The organism is Paractinoplanes tereljensis (assembly GCF_016862435.1).
GTDB classification, from domain to species: domain Bacteria; phylum Actinomycetota; class Actinomycetes; order Mycobacteriales; family Micromonosporaceae; genus Actinoplanes; species Actinoplanes tereljensis.
In genome coordinates, this window is the sequence record NZ_BOMY01000060.1 from 100,744 (window position 1) to 124,692 (window position 23,949).

The 23,949-nt window shown below is 69.7% G+C and carries 18 protein-coding genes; 4 read left to right on the forward strand and 14 right to left on the reverse strand.

Translation table 11 applies throughout. The features are described 5' to 3' along the window. The first annotated feature begins 377 nt into the window (after positions 1 to 377). Complete coding sequence (locus Ate02nite_RS45085; protein WP_203814136.1) at positions 378 to 3,224, forward strand: AfsR/SARP family transcriptional regulator; 2,847 nt, start codon at positions 378 to 380, stop codon at positions 3,222 to 3,224. Positions 3,225 to 3,237: 13 nt separating this feature from the next. Here Ate02nite_RS45085 and Ate02nite_RS45090 read toward each other — a convergent pair whose 3' ends face one another. Further along, positions 3,238 to 3,654: a DoxX family protein gene (locus Ate02nite_RS45090; protein ID WP_203814137.1), complete on the reverse strand. Its 417-nt coding sequence runs from the start codon at positions 3,652 to 3,654 to the stop codon at positions 3,238 to 3,240. A 228-nt stretch (positions 3,655 to 3,882) separates the two neighbouring features. Between Ate02nite_RS45090 and Ate02nite_RS45095 the strand changes: the two genes are divergently transcribed. Further along, positions 3,883 to 5,358, forward strand: coding sequence for a M1 family metallopeptidase (locus Ate02nite_RS45095; protein ID WP_438871330.1), 1,476 nt, complete (start codon positions 3,883 to 3,885; stop codon positions 5,356 to 5,358). A 9-nt stretch (positions 5,359 to 5,367) separates the two neighbouring features. Next, the gene (locus Ate02nite_RS45100) at positions 5,368 to 7,437 is read left to right on the forward strand and encodes a M14 family zinc carboxypeptidase (protein WP_203814139.1); all 2,070 of its coding nucleotides are present in this window, start codon (positions 5,368 to 5,370) and stop codon (positions 7,435 to 7,437) included. Between the two features lie 40 nt (positions 7,438 to 7,477). Here Ate02nite_RS45100 and Ate02nite_RS45105 read toward each other — a convergent pair whose 3' ends face one another. The 7 genes from Ate02nite_RS45105 to Ate02nite_RS45135 form a co-directional block, all read right to left on the reverse strand. Beyond that, positions 7,478 to 8,485, reverse strand: coding sequence for a sugar phosphate isomerase/epimerase family protein (locus Ate02nite_RS45105; protein WP_203814140.1), 1,008 nt, complete (start codon positions 8,483 to 8,485; stop codon positions 7,478 to 7,480). 178 nt (positions 8,486 to 8,663) lie between these two features. Next, on the reverse strand, positions 8,664 to 9,596 hold the full coding sequence (locus tag Ate02nite_RS45110) for a sugar phosphate isomerase/epimerase family protein (protein WP_203814141.1): 933 nt from the start codon (positions 9,594 to 9,596) through the stop codon (positions 8,664 to 8,666). Between the two features lie 505 nt (positions 9,597 to 10,101). Then, positions 10,102 to 11,277: a Gfo/Idh/MocA family protein gene (locus Ate02nite_RS45115; RefSeq protein WP_203814142.1), complete on the reverse strand. Its 1,176-nt coding sequence runs from the start codon at positions 11,275 to 11,277 to the stop codon at positions 10,102 to 10,104. A 26-nt stretch (positions 11,278 to 11,303) separates the two neighbouring features. Further along, positions 11,304 to 12,344 (reverse strand): substrate-binding domain-containing protein, encoded by a 1,041-nt coding sequence (locus Ate02nite_RS45120; RefSeq protein ID WP_203814143.1) that lies wholly within the window; start codon positions 12,342 to 12,344, stop codon positions 11,304 to 11,306. Between the two features lie 44 nt (positions 12,345 to 12,388). Continuing rightward, positions 12,389 to 13,390, reverse strand: a complete 1,002-nt coding sequence (locus tag Ate02nite_RS45125; RefSeq protein ID WP_203814144.1) for an ABC transporter permease — start codon at positions 13,388 to 13,390, stop codon at positions 12,389 to 12,391. An 85-nt stretch (positions 13,391 to 13,475) separates the two neighbouring features. Then, complete coding sequence (locus Ate02nite_RS45130) at positions 13,476 to 15,023, reverse strand: sugar ABC transporter ATP-binding protein (protein ID WP_203814145.1); 1,548 nt, start codon at positions 15,021 to 15,023, stop codon at positions 13,476 to 13,478. After that, positions 15,020 to 16,204, reverse strand: a complete 1,185-nt coding sequence (locus tag Ate02nite_RS45135) for an ROK family protein (RefSeq protein WP_438871328.1) — start codon at positions 16,202 to 16,204, stop codon at positions 15,020 to 15,022. The genes Ate02nite_RS45130 and Ate02nite_RS45135 overlap by 4 nt, the downstream gene beginning before the upstream one ends. A 272-nt stretch (positions 16,205 to 16,476) precedes the next feature. On the opposite strand from Ate02nite_RS45135, the gene Ate02nite_RS45140 reads away from it, so the two are divergent. Further along, positions 16,477 to 17,712 carry a YihY/virulence factor BrkB family protein gene (locus Ate02nite_RS45140; protein WP_239148178.1) on the forward strand — a complete coding sequence of 412 codons (1,236 nt, stop codon included), beginning with the start codon at positions 16,477 to 16,479 and terminating at the stop codon, positions 17,710 to 17,712. A 75-nt stretch (positions 17,713 to 17,787) separates the two neighbouring features. Here Ate02nite_RS45140 and Ate02nite_RS45145 read toward each other — a convergent pair whose 3' ends face one another. The 6 genes from Ate02nite_RS45145 to Ate02nite_RS45170 are packed head-to-tail and all read right to left on the reverse strand — an operon-like array spanning position 17,788 to position 23,923. Then, entirely contained in the window at positions 17,788 to 18,597 is an 810-nt protein-coding gene (locus Ate02nite_RS45145; protein WP_203814146.1) for an ABC transporter permease, read from the reverse strand. 1 nt (position 18,598) lies between these two features. After that, on the reverse strand, positions 18,599 to 19,357 hold the full coding sequence (locus tag Ate02nite_RS45150) for an ABC transporter permease (protein WP_203814147.1): 759 nt from the start codon (positions 19,355 to 19,357) through the stop codon (positions 18,599 to 18,601). Next, positions 19,357 to 20,280 carry an ABC transporter ATP-binding protein gene (locus Ate02nite_RS45155; protein WP_203814148.1) on the reverse strand — a complete coding sequence of 308 codons (924 nt, stop codon included), beginning with the start codon at positions 20,278 to 20,280 and terminating at the stop codon, positions 19,357 to 19,359. Before Ate02nite_RS45155 ends, Ate02nite_RS45150 begins: the two co-directional genes overlap by 1 nt. Before the next feature lie 33 nt (positions 20,281 to 20,313). Beyond that, the gene (locus tag Ate02nite_RS45160; protein WP_203814149.1) at positions 20,314 to 20,835 is read right to left on the reverse strand and encodes a hypothetical protein; all 522 of its coding nucleotides are present in this window, start codon (positions 20,833 to 20,835) and stop codon (positions 20,314 to 20,316) included. Continuing rightward, positions 20,832 to 22,697: a DNA primase gene (dnaG, locus tag Ate02nite_RS45165; protein ID WP_203814150.1), complete on the reverse strand. Its 1,866-nt coding sequence runs from the start codon at positions 22,695 to 22,697 to the stop codon at positions 20,832 to 20,834. Before dnaG ends, Ate02nite_RS45160 begins: the two co-directional genes overlap by 4 nt. Before the next feature lie 11 nt (positions 22,698 to 22,708). After that, on the reverse strand, positions 22,709 to 23,923 hold the full coding sequence (locus Ate02nite_RS45170; protein WP_203814151.1) for a deoxyguanosinetriphosphate triphosphohydrolase: 1,215 nt from the start codon (positions 23,921 to 23,923) through the stop codon (positions 22,709 to 22,711). Positions 23,924 to 23,949 lie beyond the last annotated feature (26 nt).

Consider the following 23,949-nt stretch of genomic DNA (forward strand, 5'->3'; position numbering starts at 1 on the left):
CAGTCGATGGCAACTCACCATGGTGTGCGCCGCGATCAATATCGTCCGACATCCCGATCGTGACACCCATCGTCCTGCGTCGATTCCAATTGGTGCCGTGACCCACTCTGGATCAATCATCCGACCCACCCCCATGCCGACGATTCGCCTGCCGCGATGGTGGCCCGGACACGTTGCCGGAGACCTTGCCGGAACCTTGCCGTCCGAATGCACGTGAACCGGCTCGGGCGTGCCAGAAATTGCACAGAACGGGGAGAAGTGCAGACGGTTTGCCGAGGTAGAACACAATGAGTAGCGGCCTGATTGTGCGGCGATGGGGGTCGCAGGTGGAATTCGGGGTACTCGGTCCGACGGAATTGATCCACAACGGAAAGGCCGTGCCGATCGGCCCGGCGAAACAACGCGGAATGATCGCGGTCCTGCTCTATCACGCCGGCCTGCCGGTCCGGGCCGAGACCATCATCGACCTGCTCTGGGACCCGAAGGAAAAGGCGGATCACCGGCCGACCCTGTATTCCTTCGCCAGTCGCCTGCGCGCGGTGCTCGCCCAGGTCGGATCGGAACGGGCGCTCTTACGGGTCGCCGGCACCGGTTCCTACCGGCTCGCCATAGACCCGGCCACGGTCGATCTGCACCGGTTCCGGCGGTTGCTGGCAAACGCCCGGGACGCGGACGATCGGGGAAATCCCGAATCGGCCGCCGAGATCCTCGTCGGTGCTCTCGCCCTGTGGCGGGGCGACCCGCTGGCCGAACTTCGCGGGCCACGGGCCGAGCAACTGCGCCGCTCGTTGCACGACACTCTTGCCGACGCTCACAAGCTGCTCGCCGAGTGCTGGCTGGCGTGCGGCCGGCCGCATTCGGTGCTGGCTCAGCTCGAGCCCGTCCTCGAGGCGCACGAGTTGGACGAAGCACTGGCCCGTTGCTGGGTCCGGGCGCTTCGCGCGGTGGGCAGGCACAGCGAGGCCAAGCGGTTCGCGGGCGATTTCCGGCGCCGGTTCCGCCGCGAGATGCGCGCCGAGCCGGACATCGACATCGACCCGCCCGGCATCCGATCATCCCGGTCGGCCCCGGAGGTGACCCCTCGTCACCTTCCGCCGGACATCGCCGATTTCACCGGACGGCAGGCCCTGTTGGACCAGCTGCACGCGCTGCGCGGTCCGGTTCTTCCGCTCAACAATGTTGTTGTCATCACGGGGATGCCCGGTGTCGGGAAGACCACCCTCGCGACCCACTGGGCCCACCGGCAGCGGCAGAACTTCCCGGACGGTCAGCTCTATCTGGACGCGGGGGCGTACGGCCTGGCGAAACCGATCGACCCGGCGGACGCGATCGACCGGTTTCTGCGCATCCTCGGGGTGCCGCCGGACCAGATTCCGGTCACGCTGGAACAACGCCGCGACCGCTTCGAGGATCTGATCGGCGATCGGCGCATCCTGATCCTCATCGACAACGTGCTGGACTCGACTCAGGTCCGGCCGCTGATTCCGCGATCGATGAGCTGTCTCACTGTCATAACCAGCCGGAACAGGTTGAGCGGGCTCAGCATTCGCAACGGGGTGCGCACCGTCAGCGCCACCCCGTTACCGGAAACCGAGTCGATGGCGCTGCTGGCCCGCATCGTCGGCGATCGGGGCAGCGCGGAAGCCGGCGACCTGCTGACCCTCGCGCGGCTGTCCGGTGGCCTTCCCCTGGCGGTACGCATCATCGGCGAGCACGTGGCGGAACGGCCACGGGCCGGCATCGGCGAACTGATCGGCGAACTGCGGCACCGCCTTCTCGACGCGACTGACGAGGACGACCAGGCGGCCTGCCTCACCACGGTCTTCGACTGGTCGTACCGCGCTCTGCGGCCCGATGCCGCCCGGCTGTTCCGCCGAATCGCGATCCATCCTGGATCGAGCATCAGCTCGGAAGCCGCGGCGGCGATCGTCGGCGCGGAGGTGCCCGACGCCGAGATTCTCCTCAACACGCTGGCGAAAGCCCACATGATCAACCACGACACCGCCCGCCGATACCGCTTCCACAGCCTGCTGCACCGGTACGCGCTGGAGCGAGCAGCGGCCGAGGACGACCCGGCCACTGCCGCCCGGGAGCAGCGGAGGCTGCTGGACTGGTACCTGTTGTCCGCGGCCGGCGCGGTGGCGGTCATCGCTCCTGAGTGGTCGGCGATGCCGGGCCTGCCGCCCGCTCCGGAGATCCGGCCGAAGACCTTCCCGGCCGACACCGACGCGCTGGCGTGGTGCGACGCCGAACGCGACAACATCCTTGCCGTCAGCCGATGGGCCGCCCAGAACGGGTACCACCGGCACGGATGGCAGATCCCCGGTGTCGTCCACGAGATCCTCGATCGCTACGGCGGCCAGGGCGACATCCTCAAACTCAACCAGCTGGCGCTTGCGGCGGCCCGGACGGACGGTCACGAGCTGGGCGAGATCGGCACCCTCATCAACCTCGGCACGACCTACTTCGCCGTGCACGACTACGACCGGGCGGTCGCGACCTTCGTCGCGGCCCGGCAGCTCGCCGCGACCACCGGGTACGTCGAGGAGGAGATCGCCGCCGCCCATAACCTGGCGTCCACCTACCTGAGCCTCGGCGAAGTCTCCCGGGCCGTCGAGATCTACGAGGAGGCGCTGCTTGCCTGCCGCAGCACCGACCATGTCGCCGGTGAGGCGGCGGTCCTGCATTGGCTCGGCGAGGCACATCTCCGGCTCGGCCGTTACCAGAGATCCGTCCGGAGTCACCGGCAAGCGCTCGCCATCCGCGAACAGATCGGCGCCAAGCGGGGCATGGGTCAGAGTCACAGCAGTCTCGGCGCGCTCCACCTCGCGCTGGGCAACCTACGACCGGCCCGGTGGCACTGCGAGACCGCGCTCGCACTGCATCGGCGCACCCATGACCAGAAGGCCGAGTGCGACACGCTGATCACCCTCACCGAGGTTCGGTCCGGCCTTGGCCTGAACACCGAGGCGATAGCCGACGGGCAGCGTGCCGCACTTCTGAGTGAGCAGATCACCGACTCGTTCCGGCAGGTCAAGGCGGCGACCGCACTGGCTGGCGCCTTTGCCGCGGCGGATGACCTGGTCGCGGCCGGCCAGCAGGTTCGGACAGCACGACGAGTCCTCGGCGACCTGTCCGGCGTCCACGTACCTCCGCTGCACGAGCGCCTGGTGACCGTCGAACAGTTGATCCTCGACCAGCCGCCCCGGTCGCGCACAGGCTGAGCGGCACCGGCCGCTAGGCGGTGGCCGGGACCGCCGGGCGGCGCCAGAGGGCGTCCACCGACCACGGGCCCGCGCCGACCACCGCGATCGCCAGGAACGACCACGCGTACAGCGCGGCCTCGACGCCGCCGTTCTGGTTCGGCAGCAGGGCGTGCGGCTGGTGCACGACGAAGTAGGCGTACGCCATCGAGCCGGACGCGAGGATCGCCGCCGGCCGGGCGAAGAGGCCGGCCATCACCAGCAGCCCGCAGATCAGCTGGATGAGCCCGGCCCACCAGCCTGGCCACTGGCCCATCGGCAGCGCCTCGCCCCTGCCCTGGTTGCCGCCGAAGACGCCGAAGACGGTGGCCGCGCCGTGCAGCGTGAACAGCAGGCCGACGACGATGCGGAACAGCGACCAGACCGGCCCAACATATTTATGAGTGTCCATGCGATGGCACGCTAATTAAGTACCCCTGACCCGTTCAAGACGTGCCGCTCTGCCCGGATATTTCGGAGATATTGCGGCCCCAGGTGACGGGCCGCATCTCAGAAGTTACTCAGAGTCTGTGGCATTCGACACAGTGGAGGGACCGCAGGGATCGACCCACTCCGATATGTTCGGCGGGACCTAGCCAAAAGCGAGGAAGGACTTCCCGTGCGACGACTGCTCGTGGCGATGGCCGCCACAGCGTTGACCCTGGGCGTGACCGGAGTGCCGGCGCAGGCCGCCCCGGCACCGGGTGGACCGGGACTGGGCGACACCTATTTCCCGGACTACGGCAACAGCGGCTACGACGTCGGCCACTACGACATCCGGCTGCGTTACACCCCCAGCACCGACAAGCTCACCGGCACCACCACCATCCTGGCCACCGCCACCCAGGACCTGAGCCGCTTCAACCTCGACTTCGTGCTCGACGTCTCGTCGATCTACGTGAACAACCGCCCCGCCACGTTCGCCCGCGAGGGCGACCACGAGCTGGTCGTCACCCCGGCCCGGACGATCGCCGACGGCGGCGCGATGACCGTCGTCGTGCAGTACTCGGGGGTGCCGTCGACCAAGGTCGCGGCCGGCTTCACCGCCTGGACCCGGACGCCCGACGGCGCCCTCGCCATCGGCGAGCCGGAGATCGCCTGGTGGTGGTTCCCCAGCAACGATCACCCGACCGACAAGGCGACGTTCGACGTCTCGGTGTCGGTGCCGACCGGCGTGGAGGCGATCAGCAACGGCACCATGCCGCGCCCGCCGGTGCAGGAGACGCTCGGCTACACCCGGTGGAGCTGGCGGTCGCTGAAACCGCAGGCCACCTACCTGACCTTCCTGACCGTCGGCCAGTACGACATCACCCAGGACACCACCGCGAACGGCCAGACCGTCTACAACGCGTACTCGCAGTTGCTCAGCCCCGAGTGGCGGGACGGCGCGCAGGCCAGCGTGGAACGCACCGCCGAGATCACCGACTGGGAGAGCACCCTGTTCGGCCCGTGGCCGTTCGAGGCGCGCGGCGGCGTCGTCATGCCGCCCGGCACGGTCAGCTTCGCCCTGGAGACCCAGACCCGCCCGAACTTCGGGGCCTCGTTCTTCCGCCGCGGCGCCAACACGTCGGTGGTCGTGCACGAGAACGCCCACCAGTGGTTCGGCGACTCGGTGTCGGTGGCCGACTGGCAGCACATCTGGCTGAACGAGGGCTTCGCCAGTTACGCCGAGTGGCTGTGGTCGGAGAAGAACGACGAGGGCACCGCCCAGGAGATCTTCGACTACCTGTACGCGACGTACCCGGACGACGCCTCGATCTGGACCACCGCGCCGGCCGATCCCGGCGTCGCCGAGCTGTTCGGTGATGCCGTCTACGACCGCGGCGCGATGACCCTGCACCAGCTGCGGGTGGCCGTCGGCGACGACGCCTTCTTCGAGATCCTGCGGACCTGGACGGCCGAGCACCGCTACGGCAACGGCACCACCGCCGAGTTCACCGCCCTGGCCGAGAAGATCTCCGGCCAGGACCTGGCCGCCCTGTTCCAGGCCTGGCTCTACACCCCGGCCAAGCCGGTGCTCGCCTCGGCGGCCGGAAAAGCGAAGAAGGCCACGCCGGCGACGCCCAAGTCCTGGGCCGAGATCAGCCAGACCCACGCCCTGCTGCACGAGCACTGAGGGGGTGCGATGTCACCACGGTCTCGATGGGTAGCGGCGCTCTCCGCCGCCCTTCTCACCGTCTCGCTGACGCCGGCTGAAGCCGGCGCCTCAACAAAAGCGACAGAAGCCGCCGCCATCACGCTGGGCGACGCGGAGCACGCCCTGATCCGCTTCCGCCTTCCCGACGAGGCCGCGTTGCAGCGGCTGGTCGCCGAGGGCGCCGACATCGCCGCCCGGCCGCGCACCTCGGCCGACGGCGCCGTGCTCGCCGATCTGGTGGTCGACGACGCCCAGCTGGCCGCGCTGACCAGCGCGGGCGCCCAGCCGGTCCAGGTGATCCAGCGGGAGAGCACGGCGAGCCAGGCGACGCTCGCTCCGCAACGGCTGGCCGCCGACACGCTGCAGTTCCTGCAGGCGTACTGGTGGACCACCGGCGGGCAGACCTTCCTGCAGACCCAGGTCGCGACCACGGCGACCGCCGATCCGGACGTCGAGATCACCGTCACCTGGACCACCGCCGACGGGGCCACCGGCTCCTATCAGCTGGTGCGTTTCGAGGATTCCGGCGAATACCAATACCACTACGCGCTTCCGCAGCCGTTGCCGGCGAAACCGGTCTCGGTCGTGGCCACCTCGAGCCTGGGCGGAAAGAGCCGAACGGTCACTCCGGCGGTCTGGCCGAATGCCACTCCCCCGGCGCTGCCGACCGGCTATCAAAAGGATTTCGTCGACGCCTACATGACGCCGACCGATATCGCGGCGCGCATCAAGCGGCTCAAGAAGCAGTACCCGAAACTTCTCGACGTTCTCAACCTGCCGAACAAGACCCAGGGCTATCGGCGTACGGCGGTGGCCTACCTGGGTGACCCGAACGCGGCCGCCATCGTGGTCGAGTCGGTGAAGTTCGGCGATCAGGGCATGAACGGTGTCCAGGTGAAGACCGTCGATCCGCAGCTGGCGAATCGACCGCTTTCCGCGGCGTACCGCGATCGGGTCCTGACCTTGACCTTGGCCACCGATGCCGGCGGCAAGGTGATCAGCTCGACCGACGACGTGGCCGCCTTCATCTCGGCGAAGTATCCGCGGTTGTTCCAGGCCTCGGTCGAGAGCGGCTCGGCCGGGCTGCCGATGCCGGTGGCCGGGCCGGTCCGGCTGGACGACGGGCTGAAAGGCACCGAGGTCAGCGAGAAACCGTGGACCGTGCAGGCGCTGCGCATCGGCAGGGTGCGGGACGGTTCGAAGATCGGGGTGCTCGCGTACAGCCAGGAACACGCGCGTGAATGGGCGACCCCGCTGGTGACGCTGGAATTCGCGGAACGGCTGCTGGCCAATTACGCGACCGACGCGGCCACCCGGCAACTGGTCGACACGGTGGACATCTTCGTGATTCCCACGGTGAACCCGGACGGCGCGAACTACTCCTTCAACGACTTCAACTTCCAACGCAAAAACCTGGTCAATCACTGTACGGGTACCAGCCGTGACCCGCGTTACCGCGATTCCTGGGGTGTCGACGTGAACCGCAACTACGCGGTCGGCTCCTATTTCGACGGTTACGTGGGTGGCAGCGCGAACTGCCTGTCCGGCACCTATGCGGGCACCGCGGAACTGTCCGAGGCGGAGAGCGGCAACGTGATCGCTCTCGCGTCGGCGCACCCGAACATCAAGTTCGCGCTGAACGTGCACAGCTACGGCGGTTACTTCATGTGGCCGCCGGGCGCCTATCGGGCCGACGGGCGGGTGACGCTGCCCCGGCCGTCGATCGACGAGTCGAAGTTCTTCCTGGACAGCGCGCGTCGCATCGTCGGCGCGATCTCGGCCGAGCGCGGGACGGTGACCTGGCCGTCGTACACCGGGCCGGTCGCCGACGTGCTGTATTCGGCGGCCGGCAACTCGGCCGACCAGCTCTACTACGACCTGGGCATCGACGCCTGGGACTTCGAGATCGGCAACGACCTCTGGAACTCCTCGACCCAGCAGTGGGAGGGCGTCGGTTTCCAGCCGCCGTACGCCGAGGCCCACGCCGAGTCGCAGGAGTACGCCGGCGGTCTCGTCGAGCTGGTGCGGATAGCCGGCGAGCAGCAGCAACAGCGGTGACGGTGAAGGGGCGGGCGTGGCCCGCCCCTTCACCCCGCGGTCAGGACGAGGACGAGAAGGCCGCGTCGAACGCGGCGCCCGGCGCGTCGAAGGCCAGCCGGCGCACGAACTGGAGGGCCTCGGGCGCGCCGACCAGGCGATCCATCCCGGCGTCCTCCCACTCGATCGAGATCGGACCGTCGTAGCCGATCGCGTTCAGCGCCCGGAAGCAGTCCTCCCACGGCACGTCGCCGTGCCCGGTCGACACGAAGTCCCAGCCGCGCCGCAGGTCGGCCCACGGCAGGTGGGAGCTGAGCCGCCCGCGCCGGCCGTCGCCGGTGCGGACCTTGGCGTCCTTGCAGTCCACGTGGTAGATCAGGTCCTTGAACTCGAGGATGAAGTTGACCGGGTCGAGGTCCTGCCACACGAAGTGCGACGGATCCCAGTTCAGCCCGAACGCCGGCCGGTGCCCGATGGCGTCGAGGGCCCGGCGGGTGGTCCAGTAGTCGTACGCGATCTCGCTGGGGTGGACCTCGTGCGCGAAGCGCACTCCGACCTCGTCGAACACGTCGAGGATCGGGTTCCAGCGGTCGGCGAAGTCCTGGTAACCGCGGTCGATCATGGCTTGCGAGGCGGGCGGGAACATCGCCACGGTGTGCCAGATCGACGACCCGGTGAAGCCGACGACGGTCTTGACGCCGAGCTTGGCGGCGGCGCGAGCGGTGTCCTTCATCCGCTCGGCGGCCCGGGTCCGCACCCCCTCGGCCTCGCCGTCACCCCAGATCGACGGCGGCAGGATGTCCTGGTGGCGCTCGTCGATCGGGTGGTCGCAGACCGCCTGGCCGACCAGGTGGTTGGAGATCGCGAACACCTTCAGGTTGTGCTTCTCGAGCTGCTCGCGCTTGCGGTCGATGTAGTCGGGCTCGGCGAGCGCCCGGTCGACCTCGAAGTGATCACCCCAGCAGGCGATCTCGAGCCCGTCGTAGCCCCACTCGGCGGCCAGCCGGCACACCTCGTCGAAGGGCAGGTCGGCCCATTGGCCGGTGAAGAGCGTGATGGGTCGGGCCATGGTGTCTGACTCCCTGCTCGCAGCCGTCATCGGCGGGCGGCGAGGGAAGGCCGACCTCGGGTCGGCACCGCCGGGCCGGTGTCGCGGCCGCGCCGGGTTTGCGCCTCCCGGAGCAGCCCGCCGAACGGCGGAACCACCACCGACTCTATCGCCGGGGCAGGGCGCGGCGCGATACCCGCTAACGCACGGGGCAGGGCTCGTTCTCCGGCGACAGGCCGAGGGCGGCGAGCTCGGCCAGAAGGTACGCCACGTCGGCCGCGATCTGCTCCGGGGTCGGGTCCGGGTAGCGCGAGAGCAACGTGAGGTACTCGGTGAGGGGCCCGGCGGCGCCGAAAACCTGTCGCAGGGCGGTGCGCCATGGTTCGGTCGTGCCGCCGGGCACGGCGGTGAGCCGGACTTCGATGATCGAAATCCCGGCGTCGGTGACCGACTCGATGCCGGCCGCCGGGTCGGTCCAGTTGCGGGCGATGTGGCCGAGGTCGAGGCAGACCCCGAGACGGTCCCGGTCGATGCGGCTGAGTGCGGCCACGGTCTGCTCGGGGGTGTCGAGCACGAAGCCCGGCGCGGGCTGGAAGCCGACCCGGACCGCGCGCCCGTTCTGCCAGGCCAGGTCGGCCAGGCCAGCGGTGAGCCGGCGCAGGATGCCGAGGCTCGCCTTGTCGGACGCCTCGGCCCAGCCGGCCCGCGGGCCGAACCCGATGGTGCTGACCGCGCCGCGGACCGCCTCGGCGTCGAGCAGGTCGAGCAGGATGCGGGCGAGGTCCAGCGTGTACTCCCGGCGGGCCGGTTCGGTCCACGCCGGTTCGTTCTCCGTGGTGGGCTGCTCGCCGCCGCCCTCGGCGAAGGGCGCCCCGCTCATCGTGACGACCTCGAGGCGGCGAGCATCGAGTTCGGCACGAAGCCGGGTGCGGGCGCGGCTCTCTACGGCGAGGGCGGCGGCGAGTGCGGGGGGAAGCCACAGGTTGACGCCGAGCTGGTCGACACCGAGCCGGGCCCGGACGGCCCCATAGGTGTCGAGCCGCGCGACGAGGCCCGGTAGATTGCTCGCGGGTCGCGGGGCGACCTCACAACTCAGGTGCACGATCCGGCCGGAAGGATGTCTCAGCCGCATCAGAGTCCTCCCCGGACAAGCGCACCGGTGCATATGCACGTGCATCTGCGCGTGCTTCGGCGTCCAGTATGGACCATGCCGCCGCCGTTGCTCGACGCATGCGGGTTGGTCCGTCGCGTTGACATGACGCCTCCATCCGTGGGGTCCCTCTACCCCCGGATACGAGCGTCATGTGTCCACAGGATCAGCGGCGTACGCGCCGTGCGACGCGGTGACCGGCACCAACATGATCGAGGGGTGCCGAGAAGATCGGCGGTCACCGATGTGTCCGGCTAGGGTGACCTGCCAGTAGAGATGCGCGCGGGTAGGGCCGGAGACCCCCGGAGAGCGCTATCTATGTGCATCATGTGCAATTTCGGACACGCACGCGACGATCACCCGTGCGGACGAAAGATCACTCGGACGGCTGCACAGCACGTCGTACCGTCGCGAGCCGTACCGTCGCGGGCCGGCCCCGGCACGGGGCGCAACCGTGCCGTTCCCTCGCCGGCTCCGCGACGGACGTTTATCCGACCGGCTCGACCTCGGTCCACTGCGACGTCGACGCCGAGCGGGCCACCGCGTCCAGCACCAGCTGAACCTGCAGCGCGTCGGTGAACGACGGCGCCGGGTCCTGGCCGGCGCCGATCGCCTCGATCAGGTCCCGCATCTCGTGGGTGAACGAGTGCTCGTAACCGATCAGGTGCCCGGGCGGCCACCACGCCGCCATGTAGGGATGCTCGGGCTCAGTCACCAGGATGCGGCTGAAGCCCTGCTCGGCGGTCGGCCGCGTGGCGTCGTAGAAGCCGAGCTCGTTCATCCGCTCGAAGTCGAAGACCAGCGAACCGAGCGAGCCGTTGAGCTCGACCCGCAGCCCGTTCTTGCGGCCGGTGGCGAAGCGGGTCGCCTCGTAGGTGGCGATCGCCCCGCCGTCGAGCCGGGCCAGGAACAGCGCGGCGTCGTCCACCGTGACATCGCCGCGTTCGGCTCCGGAGGCCGACGCGGACAGGCCGGTGGAAGCCCCTGGCAGCGGGCGGGACTTGACGAACGTCTCGGTGGTGGCGGTGACCGACCGGATCGACTGGCCGGTCACGAACTGGGTCAGGTCGATGATGTGCGCCCCGATGTCGCCGAGCGCGCCCGACCCGGCCACCTCCTGGCGCAGGCGCCAGACCAGCGGGAACTCCGGATCGACGATCCAGTCCTGCAGGTAGACGGCACGCACGTGGCGGATCTCGCCGATCCGGCCGGCCTCGACCATCCGGCGCATGAGAGCCACCGCGGGCACCCGGCGGTAGTTGAAACCGCACATCGTGCGTACGCCCCGGGTCTGTGCCGCGGTCGCGGCCGCGGCCATCTCCCGGGCCTCGGCCACCGAGTTGGCCAGGGGTTTCTCACACAGCACGTGTTTGCCGGCGGCGAGCGCGGCGAGGGCGATCTCGGCGTGCGTGTCACCGGGCGTGCAGATGTCGACCAGGTCGATGTCGTCCCGCTCGATCACCGACCGCCAGTCGGTGGTGTGTTCCTCCCAGCCGAGTTTCTCGGCGGCGGCCGCCACCCCGTCCGGGGAACGGCCGCACACCAACCGCATCCGTGCCGACAGCGGCAGGTCGAACGCGTGGTTGACGGTGCGCCAGGCCTGCGAGTGCGCGGCACCCATGAACGCGTAGCCGACCATGCCGACCCGCAGCTGTCCCGCCATGAATCCCCCTATTTCAGGAAGTGTTGTCAGAAGCCAAGCTTCGCGTACTTCGCGGCGTTCTCCTTGGTGATCGTCTCGGAAGCGAGGGTGATCTCCTTGGGAACCTGCAGCTCGACCAGGTCGGTCATGCCCTTGCCCTGGCCGATCAGGCGGGCCAGCGAGATCGCCGACGAGGCCATCGACGGGCTGTAGGTGACGGTCGCCTTCAGCACGCTGTTGTCCGCGATGATCTGGTCGATGGCGGCCTTCGAGCCGGCCCCGCCGACCATGAAGAACTCGCTGCGGCCGGCCTGCTTGATCGCGGCGAGCACGCCGATGCCCTGGTCGTCGTCGTGGTTCCAGAGCGCGTCCATCTTGGGCAGCGCCTGCAGCAGGGCGGTCGCGGACGCCTGGCCCGAGTCGGCGGTGAACTCGGCCGGCCTGCGGTTGGCGACCTTGAAGCCGTACGCGGCGAGGGCGGTGTTGAATCCCTGCGTGCGTTCCTGGGTGAGCTCGAGCGAGTCGATGCCGGGGATCTCCCCGATGATCGGATTGCTCACGCCCTTGGCCTTGAGCTGCGCACCGATGTAGTCGCCGGCGGCCAGGCCCATGCCGTAGTTGTCGCCCTTGATCTGCAGCCGGTAGGCGGCCTGCGACGGGAACGCGCGGTCGAGGTTGACCACCGGGATGCCGGCCCGCATCGCCTCCAGGCCGGTGGCGTTGAGCTCCTTGCCGTCGTGCGGGAGCATCACCAGCACGGTCGGCTTCTGGGCGATCAACGTGGCCAGGGCGGCCCGTTGCGCCGCCGCGTCGGCGCCGGCTTCGACTGTCTTCAATTCCACGTCGGTGTACGCGGCGGCCTGCGCCTTGGCGTTGTTGGTGATCGCGGCGATCCAGCCGTGGTCGGCGGCCGGGGCCGAGAATCCGATGACGACCTTGGTGCCGGGGGCGGCGTTCGCGTCCCCGCTCGAGTTGGTCTTGACCTGGGCGTCGGTGCCGGGGTCGTTGCTGGTGCACGCGGTGAGAAGGGCGCCGGCGCCGACAGCGGCGCCACCGAACAAAACGCGCCTGCGAGACAAAGCGGACATGATTCCTCCCAAGGGGTACCCGGATAGAGCGGCCGGGCGAGAGATCAGCGCTTGAGGAGTTGCGTTAAGGAGCGGTACCGGAACTGCTGGATCAACACGGCGGCGACGATGATGCCGCCCTTGACCATGTTCTGGACCTCGGTGGAGAGGTTGTTGATGGCGAAGAGGTTGGTGATGGTGGAGAACACCAGCACCCCGAAGAGGGCGCCGACGATGGTGCCGCGGCCACCGCTGAGGAGCGTGCCGCCGATGATCGCCGCGGCGATCGCGTCGAGTTCGTAGAGGTTCGCCATGGCGGCCTGGGCACTTGTCGCCTGGGACGTCAGCATGATCGCGGCGATCCCGCAGCAGAGCCCGGACAGGGCGTACAGCATCAGGGTGTGTCGTTTGACGTTGATGCCGGCCAGCCGGGCCGCCTCCGGGTTGCCGCCGACCGCGACCGTGCGCCGGCCGAAGGTGGTGCGGTTGAGCAGCACCCAGCCGGCCGCCACCACCGCGGCGAGCATCCACACCAGCAGCGGGATGCCGATCAGCTTGGTGGAGGCGATGTTGTTGATCGTGTCGTTGGCCGAGACCTGGGTCTGTTTGCCGGAGATCTGGGCGGCGAGACCGCGGGCCGACACCAGCATCGCGAGGGTGGCGATGAACGGGACGAGCCGCCCGTACGAGATCAGCACGCCGTTGACGACGCCGACCGCGACGCCGACGACCAGCGCGGTGAAGATCATGCCGGCCGCGCCGTAGCTCTGGGTGGCGAGGGTGGTGGCCCAGACGCCGGACAGGGCGATGATCGCGCCGACCGACAGGTCGATGCCGCCGCCGATGATCACGAAGGTCATCCCGACGGTGACCACGCCGATCGCGGAGGCCTGCTGCAGGATGGTCAGGACGTTGTTGCGCACCCAGGTCGGGTCGGAGTAAAGCTCGGGCCGGGTGACGATCCCGATGACCACCAGGATGATCAGCACCCCGACCAGACCCAGATTGCGGATGACCCCGTCATCGATCTGGCGCGGCTTCTTTGCCCGCACAGCTTCTGCGGTCACGCTGCACCTGCCTCAGGCATGCCCTTCTGGCCCTCGCCTGCGGCCTGGGCGAGCAACTTACGGTGGTGCCGCTCGGTGCAGGCGGTCATGCCGGCTCTCCCTCCAGAAGTGACCCCGCCATCACGAGGTCGAGAACGGTGTCTTCGTCGAGTTCGTCGGCCGGGGCCTCGTGGATGAGCCGGCCCTCCCGCATGACCAGGACCCGGTCGGCCAGGCCGAGCACCTCGGGCACCTCGCTGGAGACCAGCAGCACGGCCACGCCGTCCTCGGCCAGGCCGCGGATCACCTGGTAGAGCTCGGCCCGGGCACCCACGTCGACGCCGCGGGTGGGTTCGTCGAGCAGCAGCAGCTTGGTGCCACCGAGCAGCCAGCGGCCGACCACCACTTTCTGCTGGTTGCCGCCGGAGAGCGTGCGCACCGGCCGGTCGACGTCACGCGGCCGCAGCTCGAGCAGGTCGGCGGTCTTGAGCGCGGCGGCCCGCTCGTCCCGGGTGTCGGTGAAGCCGCCGTGCGCGAAGCCGCTGAACGAGGCGAGGGTCATGTTCTTGTAGACCGGCTCGTCCAGCAGCAGGGCCTGGCTCTTGCGTTCCTCGGGGGCCATCCCGATGCCCCGGGCGACGGCCCCGCCGACGCCGGTGACCCGGCGACCGTCCATGGTGACCGTTCCGCTGTCCGGGCGGCGGGCCCCGAAGATGGTCTCCAGCAGCTCGGAACGGCCGGAGCCGACCAGGCCGGCGATTCCCACGATCTCGCCGGGGGCGACCGCGAGGGTCGCGTCGGCGAACTCGCCGTGCCGGGTCAGTCCCGCCACCACCAGGATCGGCTCGGTCTCGTCGCGCGGGCGGCGCGGCGGGAAGACGTACTCGATGCTGCGCCCGGTCATCTTGCCGACCAGCTCCCGGGTCGGGGTGGTGCGCGCGGGCAGGTTGGCGGCCGTGGTGCGGCCGTCCTTGAGGACCGTCACCCGGTCGCCGATCTCGCGGATCTCGGCCAGCCGGTGCGAGATGTAGATGACGGCGATGCCCTGCGCGGTCAGCTCCCGGATGATCCGGAACAGGTTGGCGACCTCGTCATGAGCGAGCACAGCGCTGGGCTCGTCCATGACGATCAGCCGGGCGTCGTGCGACAGGGCACGGGCCATGCTGACGATCTGCTTGCCGGCCGCGGGCAGGTGCTTCACCAGCCGGCGCGCCGGGATCTCCGGGTGGCCGAGCCGGGCCAGGATCTGCCGGGTCTTGGCGGCCGACGACCGCCGCCGGGTGAAGCCGAACCGGCTCTCCTCATGGCCGAGGAACGCGTTTTCCGCCACCGACAGGTCGTCGACCAGGTCGAGTTCCTGGTAGATGGTGGCGATGCCGGCCCGCATGGCGGCCTGCGGGGTGGCCGGCGCGAACGGTTCGCCGAGCCAGCTGATCTCGCCGCTGTCGGCGTGGTGCACGCCGGCGAGGACCTTGATGAGCGTCGACTTGCCGGCCCCGTTCTGCCCGAGCAGGCAGTGCACCTCGCCCTCGTTCACTTCGAGCTGGACGCCGTCGAGCGCCCGGACGCCGGGGAACGTTTTGACGACATCCGTGAGACGGAGAACCGGGGCGGCGCCCGGGACAGCGGCGCCGGTGGCCCCCGGGGCGCTCATGACGCCTGCTCGAAGGCCATGTCGCTGGCCAGTACGGCGGCGCCGGTCACCCCGGCGCGACCGCCCAGCTCGGACAGCACGACCGGAAGGTTGCCGGTGGCCAGCGGCAACGACCGGCGGTAGACGACGCTGCGGATCTCAGCCAGTAGCACGTGCCCGAGTTGGGCCAAACCACCCCCGATCACGATCATCGAAGGGTTGGCGAAGGAGACCAGCGTGGCGAGGACCCCACCGACCCGCCGGCCGCCCTCGCGGATCAGCCGGATGCAGGTGACGTCCCCCTCGGCCGCCCCCTCCGCCACGTCCCGGGCGGTCAGCTCCTCGGCCCCGGCGAGCCGCTCGGCCAGCGCCGGTGACTCCCCCGCCCGGGCCGCCGCGAGCGCGTCACGGGCCAGCGCGGCCCCGCTGAACAGCGCCTCCAGGCAGCCCGCGTTGCCGCAGGAGCAGAACGGCCCGTTCGCATCGACCTGGATGTGCCCGATGTCGCCGGCGCACCCGTCGATCCCCCGATAGACCGTGCCGCCGAGATGGATGCCGCACCCGATCCCGGTGCCGATCTTGACGAACAGGAAGTCGTCCACCGAGTGCGCGACCCCGCCGTGCCGTTCGCCGATGGCCATGATGTTGACGTCGTTGTCCACCACGGCCGGGCAGCCGTGCTCGCGGGCCAGCAGCTCGCGCACCGGGTAACGGTCCCAGCCCGGCATGATCGGCGGCGACACCGGAACCCCGTCCCGGAAGCTGACCGGGCCGGGCACCCCGATGCCCACCCCGTCGAGCCGCTCGTAGGCGCCGTCGATGCGGGCCTTGGCCAGCAGTTCGTTGACCCGCTGCAGGATCACCTTGGGCCCGGACCGGATGTCGGCGGCCTCGCGATAGGTGGCCACCGGTTCCAGCCGCCCGTTCACCACCTCGATGTCGATCGAGCTGGCCCCGAGGTCGACGGCCGCGAACCGCAACCGCGGATGGATCTCGACAAGCGTCGAGCGCCGCCCGCCGCGCGACGCCGCCATCCCGGCCTCGGCGATCAGCCCGACCCCGACCAGGCGCTCGACCTCGGCGAGGAGGCGCGGCCGGGTCAGCTCCAACCGGTCCCCGAGCTCGGCCCGGGAAACCGCCCCTTCGTCCCGCAGAAGCCGCAAAATCCGCAGGTGGGGAGCATCGGCATGAAACACGGACACCTCCGGACCGCACTGTCGAACACCTGGTGTTGTGTCGGTCACACTAGGCTCGTTCTGCCGCAGCAGTCCAGACCTTCTCCCGAATCTCTCCCAACTTTCGTCACCAAAAGCAAAAGTTGGCAGCGGATGGTCGTGCCAGTCCCCGCTCCGGGGCGTTAGGAAGGCGCGCTGCGTGGGCATTGCAGTACTGGTCGTATTCGCACGTGGCGGGGAGGTTGAGCACGTGCGGAGGGCTGCCGTGATGACTGCCTTCGCCCGGATGGGATCCCGTTATGAAGCTTTTCCACAGGTCCGACTCGGAAGCCGGCAGGTCCGACCCGGAAGCCGGCCGATCCGCCCCGGAAGCCGCCCCGTCCGCCCCGGAAACCGCCCGGCCCGCTCCGGAAACCGCCAGGTCCGACTCGCCGGCCGGGACTGATCGCCGCTCCGAGGATCGTGCGGAGCGCGACGAGAAGGCCTACGCGACAGGCTCTGACGACTACGACATCGCCGCCGCGGCCACCACCAAGACGGGTCCGGAGAAGGCCTATGACGGAAAGGCCACGCCGCCCGAAGCCGGGCCCGATCACCCCAGCCAGCTCGGCGCCAAGGGGCTGGTCGCCGCGATCAAGCGCACCTTCAAGCAGTTCTCCGAGGACAACATCTCGGACTGGGCGGCCGCCCTCACCTACTACGGCGTGCTGTCGATCTTCCCGGGTGCGCTGGTGCTGGTGTCGCTGGCCGGCCTGCTCGGGCCGAACGGGCAGGAGACGGTCAAGGACACGGTCAGCGAGCTGACCGGCAACGAGCAGATCACCACCCTGGTCAACACCGTGCTCGACAACGTCAGCGACAGCGGCGCGTCCAGCTTCACCGCGATCCTCGGTATCGTGCTGGCCTTCTGGTCGGCCTCCGGGTACACCGCAGCGTTCATGCGTGCCTCGAACGCCGTCTACGACGTGCCCGAGGGCCGGCCGATCTGGAAGACCCTGCCGATCCGGGTCTCGGTCACCGGGATCATCGGCCTCATGCTTGTCGCGTCGGCCGTCATCGTGGTCTTCACCGGCGACGTGGCGCGGGTGGTCGGCGAGAAGCTCGGCTTCGGCGGCGTCGCCGTGACCACCTGGAACATCGCCAAGTGGCCGGTGCTGATCGTGCTGATCAGCCTGATGTTCGCGATCCTCTACTGGGCGTCGCCGAACGCCAAGACCGGCGGTTTCCGGTGGGTCAGCCCCGGCGGCATCTTCGCCGTGGTGCTCTGGCTCATCGCGTCCGGCGCGTTCGCGATCTACCTGGGCAACTTCGCCAACTACGACAAGACGTACGGCACGCTCGGTGGCGTCATCGCCTTCCTGGTCTGGCTGTGGATCTCGAACATCGCCATCCTGCTCGGCGCCGAACTCGACGCCGAACTGGAGCGGGGCCGGGCCATCGCGGCCGGCCATGACCCCTCTGACGAGCCCTTCCTGGAGCTGCGCGACGACCGCAAGCTCAAGAAGGGCAGCGAACGCGGCCTGAGCACAAACTGAGCGGCGCACCCGGCGGCCGCGCACCAGCTTCGGCTGATGCGCGGCCGCCGTCCTATTTGTCCAAGAAGCAGCCGCTCACTTGCACAGCATCCCGGTCATCCGGCGGCCCGCCACCGCGAGGCCGAGCCCCAGCAGAGCCAGCAGGTAGAGCACGTCCAGAGCCTGGGTCCAGCCCACCGGGCCCAGGCTCAGCGCGCGGGCCAGGTCGACCGACCGGTACAGCGGGGTCGCCTCGATCACCCAGCGCAACCAGTCGGGATAAGCCGTCGCGGGCACGAACGTGCCGGAGAACAGGAACAGCGCGAACTGCCCCGAGAAGATCAGGTCGAACTCCTGCCAGCTGCGGATCAACGTGGAGATCGTCATGCCGAGCGCGCCGAAGGCGAAGCCGATCAGGACCGCGGCCGGAAGCATCGCGAGGGCCCGGGCCGACGACGTCAGGTCCATCGCCACCATGATCACCAGGAACGCGGCCGAGTAGAGCACCCCGCGCACCATCGCCCAGGCCAGCTCGCCCAGGGCGATCTCGATGGGCCGCACCGGCGTCGCGAGGATCCCCTCGTACAGCCGCATGAACTTCATCTTCCCGAAGAAGTTGAAGGTCGTCTCGGACAGCGCGCCGGTCATCGCGGACGCCGCCAGCATGGCCGGCGCCACGAACTCGGCGTAGCCGACGAGACGGCCGTCCGGCAGCGCGATGTCACCGATCAGGTCGCCGACCCCGACGCCGATCGAGAACAGATAGAGCACCGGCTCCAGGAAGCCGGAGACCATCACCACCCAGTACGTCGAGCGCAGGGTGTTGATGTTGCGCTCGGTCACCGACGCGGACCGCCGGCCCATCCCCTCGAACGAGACCAGTCGCGGCAGAACGAAAGTCACCATGTCAGACCGCCAACCGGCGCTGGAACAGCCGGTGCGCCAGCAGCCACCCGGCCGCGCACCAGAGGAGCAGATAGACCACGTGCAGCAGGCCGAGCCAGCCCGGCGCGAGCCCCAGCATCGAGTCCCGGCTCAGCTCGACGCCGTGCCACAGCGGCAGCGCGTAGGCCACCCAGCGCAGCACCACCGGCAGCGACTCCACCGGGAAGAACACCCCGGAGAACAGTGACATCGGCAGCACCGCGAACCGCATCAGGATCGCCAGGTAGCTGTCGCTGCTGATGCTCGCGCTGTAGGCCACCGTCGGCGCCGCCACCGCCAGCCCGACCAGCAGCGACACCACCAGGGTCATCGGCGCCCACCACGAGTGCACCGCCCCGAACAGCGCCGCCACCCCGAGGAACGCCGCCGCGCTGGTCAGCACCCGGAACACCATGAACGCCAGGTGACCGCCGAGGATGTCACCCACCCGCAGCGGCGCCGCGGCCTGGGCGAAGTAGACCTTCAGCCACTCGAAGTAGCTCAGCACCGGCCAGGTCGCCTCGCCGAACGCGGTCTGCACCGCGGTCGACGCGATCAGGCCCGGCACGATCCAGTCGAGATAGGGCACCCCGCCGACCCCGCCGGACACGTAGGCCCCGACGCCGACCCCGAACCCCACCATCGTCAGCAGCGGCAGGACCAGCGTGGACAGCGCGCTCGACCGCCAGGTGCGGCGATAGTTGACCAGGTGGTACTCCAACACGTACGCCCCGGCGACCATCAGTCCACCAGCGTTCGGCCGGTGAGGTGCAGGAACACGTCCTCCAGGCTGCTGCGCCGGACCAGCACGCTGGCCGGGGCCAGCGACCGGTGCTGCACCTCGGCCACCGCCGCGTCGCCGTCGGTCACGTAGAGCAGGATGCGATCGGGCAGCACCTCGAGCCGCTCGCCCAGGCCGGCCAGCTTCTCCGCGTAGGGCTCCTGCGACTCGGCGGCGAACCGCAACTCCACCACCTCGCGCGTCGAATACTGCTCGATCAGCGCCCGCGGCGAACCCTCGGCCACGATCCGGCCGGCGTCCATCACCACCAGCCGGTCGCACAGCTGCTCGGCCTCGTCCATGTAATGCGTGGTCAGCACCAGCGTCACGCCCTGCTGCTTGAGCCGGAACAGCCGCTCCCACACCAGGTGCCGGGCCTGCGGGTCGAGACCGGTGGTCGGCTCGTCGAGCAGCACGATCTCGGGCTCGTTGACCAGCGCCCGGGCGATCGTCAGCCGCCGTTTCATGCCGCCGGACAGCGGCTCGACCTTGCTGTCACCACGCTCGGTCAGCTGCACGAACTCCAGCAACTCGGCGGCCCGCTGCCGGGCCACCTTGCGCGGAATCCCGAAGAACCGGGCGTAGGTCGACAGGTTTTCCCGGACGGTCAGCTCGATGTCCAGATTGTCGAGCTGAGGGCACACTCCGAGCTTCGCGCGGATCTTCGGCCCGTCCCGCCGCGGGTCCAGCCCGAGAATGCGCAGCACACCGTCGGTCGGCGGGGACACACACCCGATCATGCGCATTGTCGAACTCTTGCCGGCGCCGTTCGGGCCGAGGAACCCGAACGCCTCGCCCCGGCGCACATCGACGTCGATGCCGTCGACCGCCGTGAAATCGCCGAACCGCTTCACCAGTCCGCGCGCATGTATGAGGGAATCCACGGCGATGACCCTAGATCGGGGGTACGACAGAAATCACTCCGGCGGGGCGGTGGCCTCCTGCGCCGCCGCCACCAGCTGACCGGTCAGCTCGGTGACCGCCGGCAGCTTCACCGGCGTGCCCGCGTCGTAGCGGACCGCCCAGCTCAGCCCGTTCTTCCCGGGCACCCGCCGGCCCACCACCCGCACCCCGCCGGCGTTCAGCGGATGATGCGACGTGTACGCCACCGACCGGGTCACCCGGCTGCGCACCTGATCGGGCAGCTGGCCCGGCTCCAGCAGCAGGTAACTCACCACCGGGCCGTCGACCAGCACGACGTACTCCGTGCGGTCCTCGGCCAGCTCGGCCGGGGTGATCCGCAGCTCCCGGCCGGACCACGCCGCCTTGTGGATCTCGTGCCAGCCCAGCTGCTTCCCACCCGGGAGCCACAACCCGTGGTTGGTGGCGACCAGCGCCTGGTCGCCGTCGAGGGCGGCCCAGGCCACCACCCGCTCGTCCGGGCCCAGCGCGGGCCGCAGCGCCGCCGGGAGCTTGGGCCTACGTCGAAGAAGGTTCACAGTCCACCTGCCGCCTGATCGCGCAACGCGCGCGCCTGCTGTTCGAGGGAGAAGAGCTCGCCGGCCAACGCCAGGTACTCATCCTTGTGCGCCACCGGGTTCAGCCGCTGCACCTTCGACTTCAGATCACGAATCCGGGTGGTCACCGAACCCACCTGCAACCTCGCCAGGGTGATCTGCACATAGCGCGGATCGACCACGCCGTCGGTGCGCAGCGGCTCGACCGACAGCTCCGAGATCAGCCCCTTGCCGGCCAGGTCGTCGCAGCAGTCGCGCACCTTCTCGATCCACACCACGCCACCCGACGACGCCGACGAGGCGCCCCCGGCCGCGGCGATGGCCGTCCGGATCGCCTGGTAGACCGGGTCGCCGTAGTCCTCGGCACCGACCGTGTCGAACATCGGCCCGGCCAGCACCGGCTCCTGCAGCGCCAGTTTCAGCGACTCGCGCTCGACCAGCCGCTGCGGGGCCAAGGGGGTCCGCGCGGCCGGCCGGGACGCCTCCTCCGAGGCGGCACCACGCAGGGCCGAGTTCACCGCCCGCTGCACCGGTTCCAGGTCCATCCCGAGGTCGCCGGCCAGCTTCCGCGCGTACTCCGGACGTTTTTCCCGGTCCTTGATCTTGGCGACCAGCGGGGCGGCCCGGCGCATCGCCTCGACCCGGCCCTCCACCGTGTCCAGATCGAACTTGCCGATCGTGTGCCGCAACGCGAAGTCGACGAGCGGTTCCCGCCCGGCGATCATGTCGCGCACCGCGAGATCGCCCCGGGCCAGCCGCAACTCGCACGGGTCCATGTTGTCCGGGCTGACCGCGATGAACGTGCGCCCGACGAACCGCTGGTCCTCCTCGAAGGCGCGCAGCGCCGCCTTCTGCCCGGCCGCGTCCCCGTCGAAGGTGTAGATGATCTCGCCGGTGAAGCTGTCGCTGTCCATCAGCAGCCGGCGCAGCACCCCGATGTGATCGATCCCGAACGCCGTGCCGCAGGTCGCCACCGCCGTCGGCTCGCCCGCCTCGTGGCACGCCATCACGTCGGTGTAACCCTCCACGATGACCGCCCGGCCACGCTTCGCGATCTCGCGTTTCGCCTGGTCGATGCCGTAGAGCACGTGCGACTTCTTGTAGAGCGGCGACTCCGGCGTGTTCAGGTATTTCGGGCCGTCATCGTCGTCGAACAGCTTGCGCGCGCCGAACCCGATCACGTCGCCGGTCAGATCCTTGATCGGCCACAGCAGCCGGCGCCGGAACCGGTCGATGAGCGAACCGGACCGGGCCGGCTTGGTCAGCCCGGCGGTGTTCAGCTCGTCGGCCGTGAAGCCCTTCATCCGCAGATGCTTGGCCAGGGCGTCCCACGAGTCCGGCGCGAACCCGCAGCCGTACCGCTCGGCGGCGTCCCGCCCGAACCCGCGCTGGGCGAGGAACTCCCGCGCCTTGCGCGCCCCCGGCGTGCTGAGCTGCTCACGGTAGAAATCGGACGCGGCGACATGCGCCGCGAGCAGCCGCTGCCGCTGCCCGGCCTGCGGCCGCGGCCCCGGGCTGGGCGAATTGTCGGTCTCATACCGAAGCTGAATCCCGGCCCGCGAAGCCAGCCGCTCAATCGACTCGATGAACGACAGATGCTCCGCGTCCATCAGGTACTTGATGGCGTCGCCACCCTGGCCGCACCCGTGGCAAAAGTAGACATTCCGGGCGGGAGCCACCGTGAACGACGGGGTCTTCTCGTCGTGGAAAGGGCACAGGCCCTTCAGGTTGCCGCCGCCGGCCGACCGCAGCGTCACCGTCTCGCCGATGATGTCGGCGATCGACGTGCGGTCGCGGACCAGCGCGATGTCCTCGTCCTTGACCCTGCCCGCCACGGCATACATCCTGCCTCGCGTCAGGTGCGCGCCGCCACCAGGGTCCGGTGCCACGCCGCGGCGGCGTGGTCGGTGAGCGACGCGACCTGGTCGACGACCACTCTGAGTGCGGCGGCGTCACTCTCGGCGGCGGCGTGCAAAGGCCCGAAAACCAGATCCAACCTCTCCGGCGTACGGGTCAGAGCCTGCACCAACTCGACGAGGATCGTGCGCTGCTGGTCGTACCAGTCCTCGGCGGCCCGGGTCCGCATCACGTAGCGCAACGCCATGCCCTTCAGCAGCGCGCACTGGTTACGGACAGTGCGCGGCACGATGAGGTCGGCCTCGTACCGGCGGACCGGATCGGTACCGTAGCGGCTCTGCGTGGCACCGACCGCCGAGGCGACGAACCGGCCGGTGAGGATGCTGGTCATCCGTTTGAGGGCGACCTGCGCGGCGAACGTGCCGTCGTAGTCGGCGACCGGCGCGACGGCCGGGTCGGCGAGAAGTTGTTCGAGGGCGGCGGCCAGCGCGTCGGCCGGCTCGTCGGAGTAGGTGGCGGCGACGTCGGCGCAGAGCGCGGCCCGCTCGTCCGGGTCGGCCAGCAGCGGCCGCAGGGTGAGGTAGCCGCCGTGCACGCCGTCCTCGACATCGTGCACGGAGTAGGCGACGTCGTCGGCCCAGTCCATCACCTGCGCTTCGAGGCAGCGGCGTTCGCCCAGCTCAGCCGGGTGCATCCAGTCGAAAACGGGGCGGTCATCGGCGTACACCCCGAATTTGCGGGTTGAAGGTTTGCGGGGCCAGGGGTATTTGGCGCAGGCGTCGAGGGAGGCGCGGGTGAGGTTGAGGCCGGCGCCGGGGACCTTGGCCTCCAGGCGGGTGAGGACGCGCAGGGTCTGCGCGTTGCCCTCGAAGCCGCCGCAGGACTGGGCGACCGCGTCGAGGGCGTGTTCGCCGTTGTGCCCGAAGGGCGGGTGGCCGAGGTCGTGGGCCAGTCCGGCGACGTCGACGACGTCCGGGTCGCAGCCGAGCCGGGCGCCCATCTCGCGGGAGATCTGGGCGACCTCCAGCGAGTGCGTCAGCCGCGTACGCAGGAAGTCGTCGGACCCGGCCGTGTGCACCTGGGTCTTGGACGCCAGCCGGCGGAAGCCGGCCGAGTGCAGAACGCGAGCCCGATCGCGCTGGTAGGGCGTCCTTCCGTAGCCGCTGTCCTTGGTCGGTTCGGTAAGCCACCTCTGGGCGTCGAGCGCCGTCATGATCCCAGCCTAAGCAGCTCGTATCG

Excerpts from the sequence above, each read along its gene's own strand:
- Ate02nite_RS45090 (WP_203814137.1), bottom strand. The coding sequence starts at position 3,654 with ATGGACACTCATAAATATGTTGGGCCGGTCTGGTCGCTGTTCCGCATC.
- Ate02nite_RS45095 (WP_438871330.1), top strand. The coding sequence starts at position 3,883 with ATGGCCGCCACAGCGTTGACCCTGGGCGTGACCGGAGTGCCGGCGCAG.
- Ate02nite_RS45100 (WP_203814139.1), top strand. The coding sequence starts at position 5,368 with ATGTCACCACGGTCTCGATGGGTAGCGGCGCTCTCCGCCGCCCTTCTC.
- Ate02nite_RS45105 (WP_203814140.1), bottom strand. The coding sequence starts at position 8,485 with ATGGCCCGACCCATCACGCTCTTCACCGGCCAATGGGCCGACCTGCCC.
- Ate02nite_RS45110 (WP_203814141.1), bottom strand. The coding sequence starts at position 9,596 with ATGCGGCTGAGACATCCTTCCGGCCGGATCGTGCACCTGAGTTGTGAG.
- Ate02nite_RS45115 (WP_203814142.1), bottom strand. The coding sequence starts at position 11,277 with ATGGCGGGACAGCTGCGGGTCGGCATGGTCGGCTACGCGTTCATGGGT.
- Ate02nite_RS45120 (WP_203814143.1), bottom strand. The coding sequence starts at position 12,344 with ATGTCCGCTTTGTCTCGCAGGCGCGTTTTGTTCGGTGGCGCCGCTGTC.
- Ate02nite_RS45130 (WP_203814145.1), bottom strand. The coding sequence starts at position 15,023 with ATGAGCGCCCCGGGGGCCACCGGCGCCGCTGTCCCGGGCGCCGCCCCG.
- Ate02nite_RS45140 (WP_239148178.1), top strand. The coding sequence starts at position 16,477 with ATGAAGCTTTTCCACAGGTCCGACTCGGAAGCCGGCAGGTCCGACCCG.
- Ate02nite_RS45145 (WP_203814146.1), bottom strand. The coding sequence starts at position 18,597 with ATGGTGACTTTCGTTCTGCCGCGACTGGTCTCGTTCGAGGGGATGGGC.
- Ate02nite_RS45150 (WP_203814147.1), bottom strand. The coding sequence starts at position 19,357 with ATGGTCGCCGGGGCGTACGTGTTGGAGTACCACCTGGTCAACTATCGC.
- dnaG (WP_203814150.1), bottom strand. The coding sequence starts at position 22,697 with ATGTATGCCGTGGCGGGCAGGGTCAAGGACGAGGACATCGCGCTGGTC.
- Ate02nite_RS45170 (WP_203814151.1), bottom strand. The coding sequence starts at position 23,923 with ATGACGGCGCTCGACGCCCAGAGGTGGCTTACCGAACCGACCAAGGAC.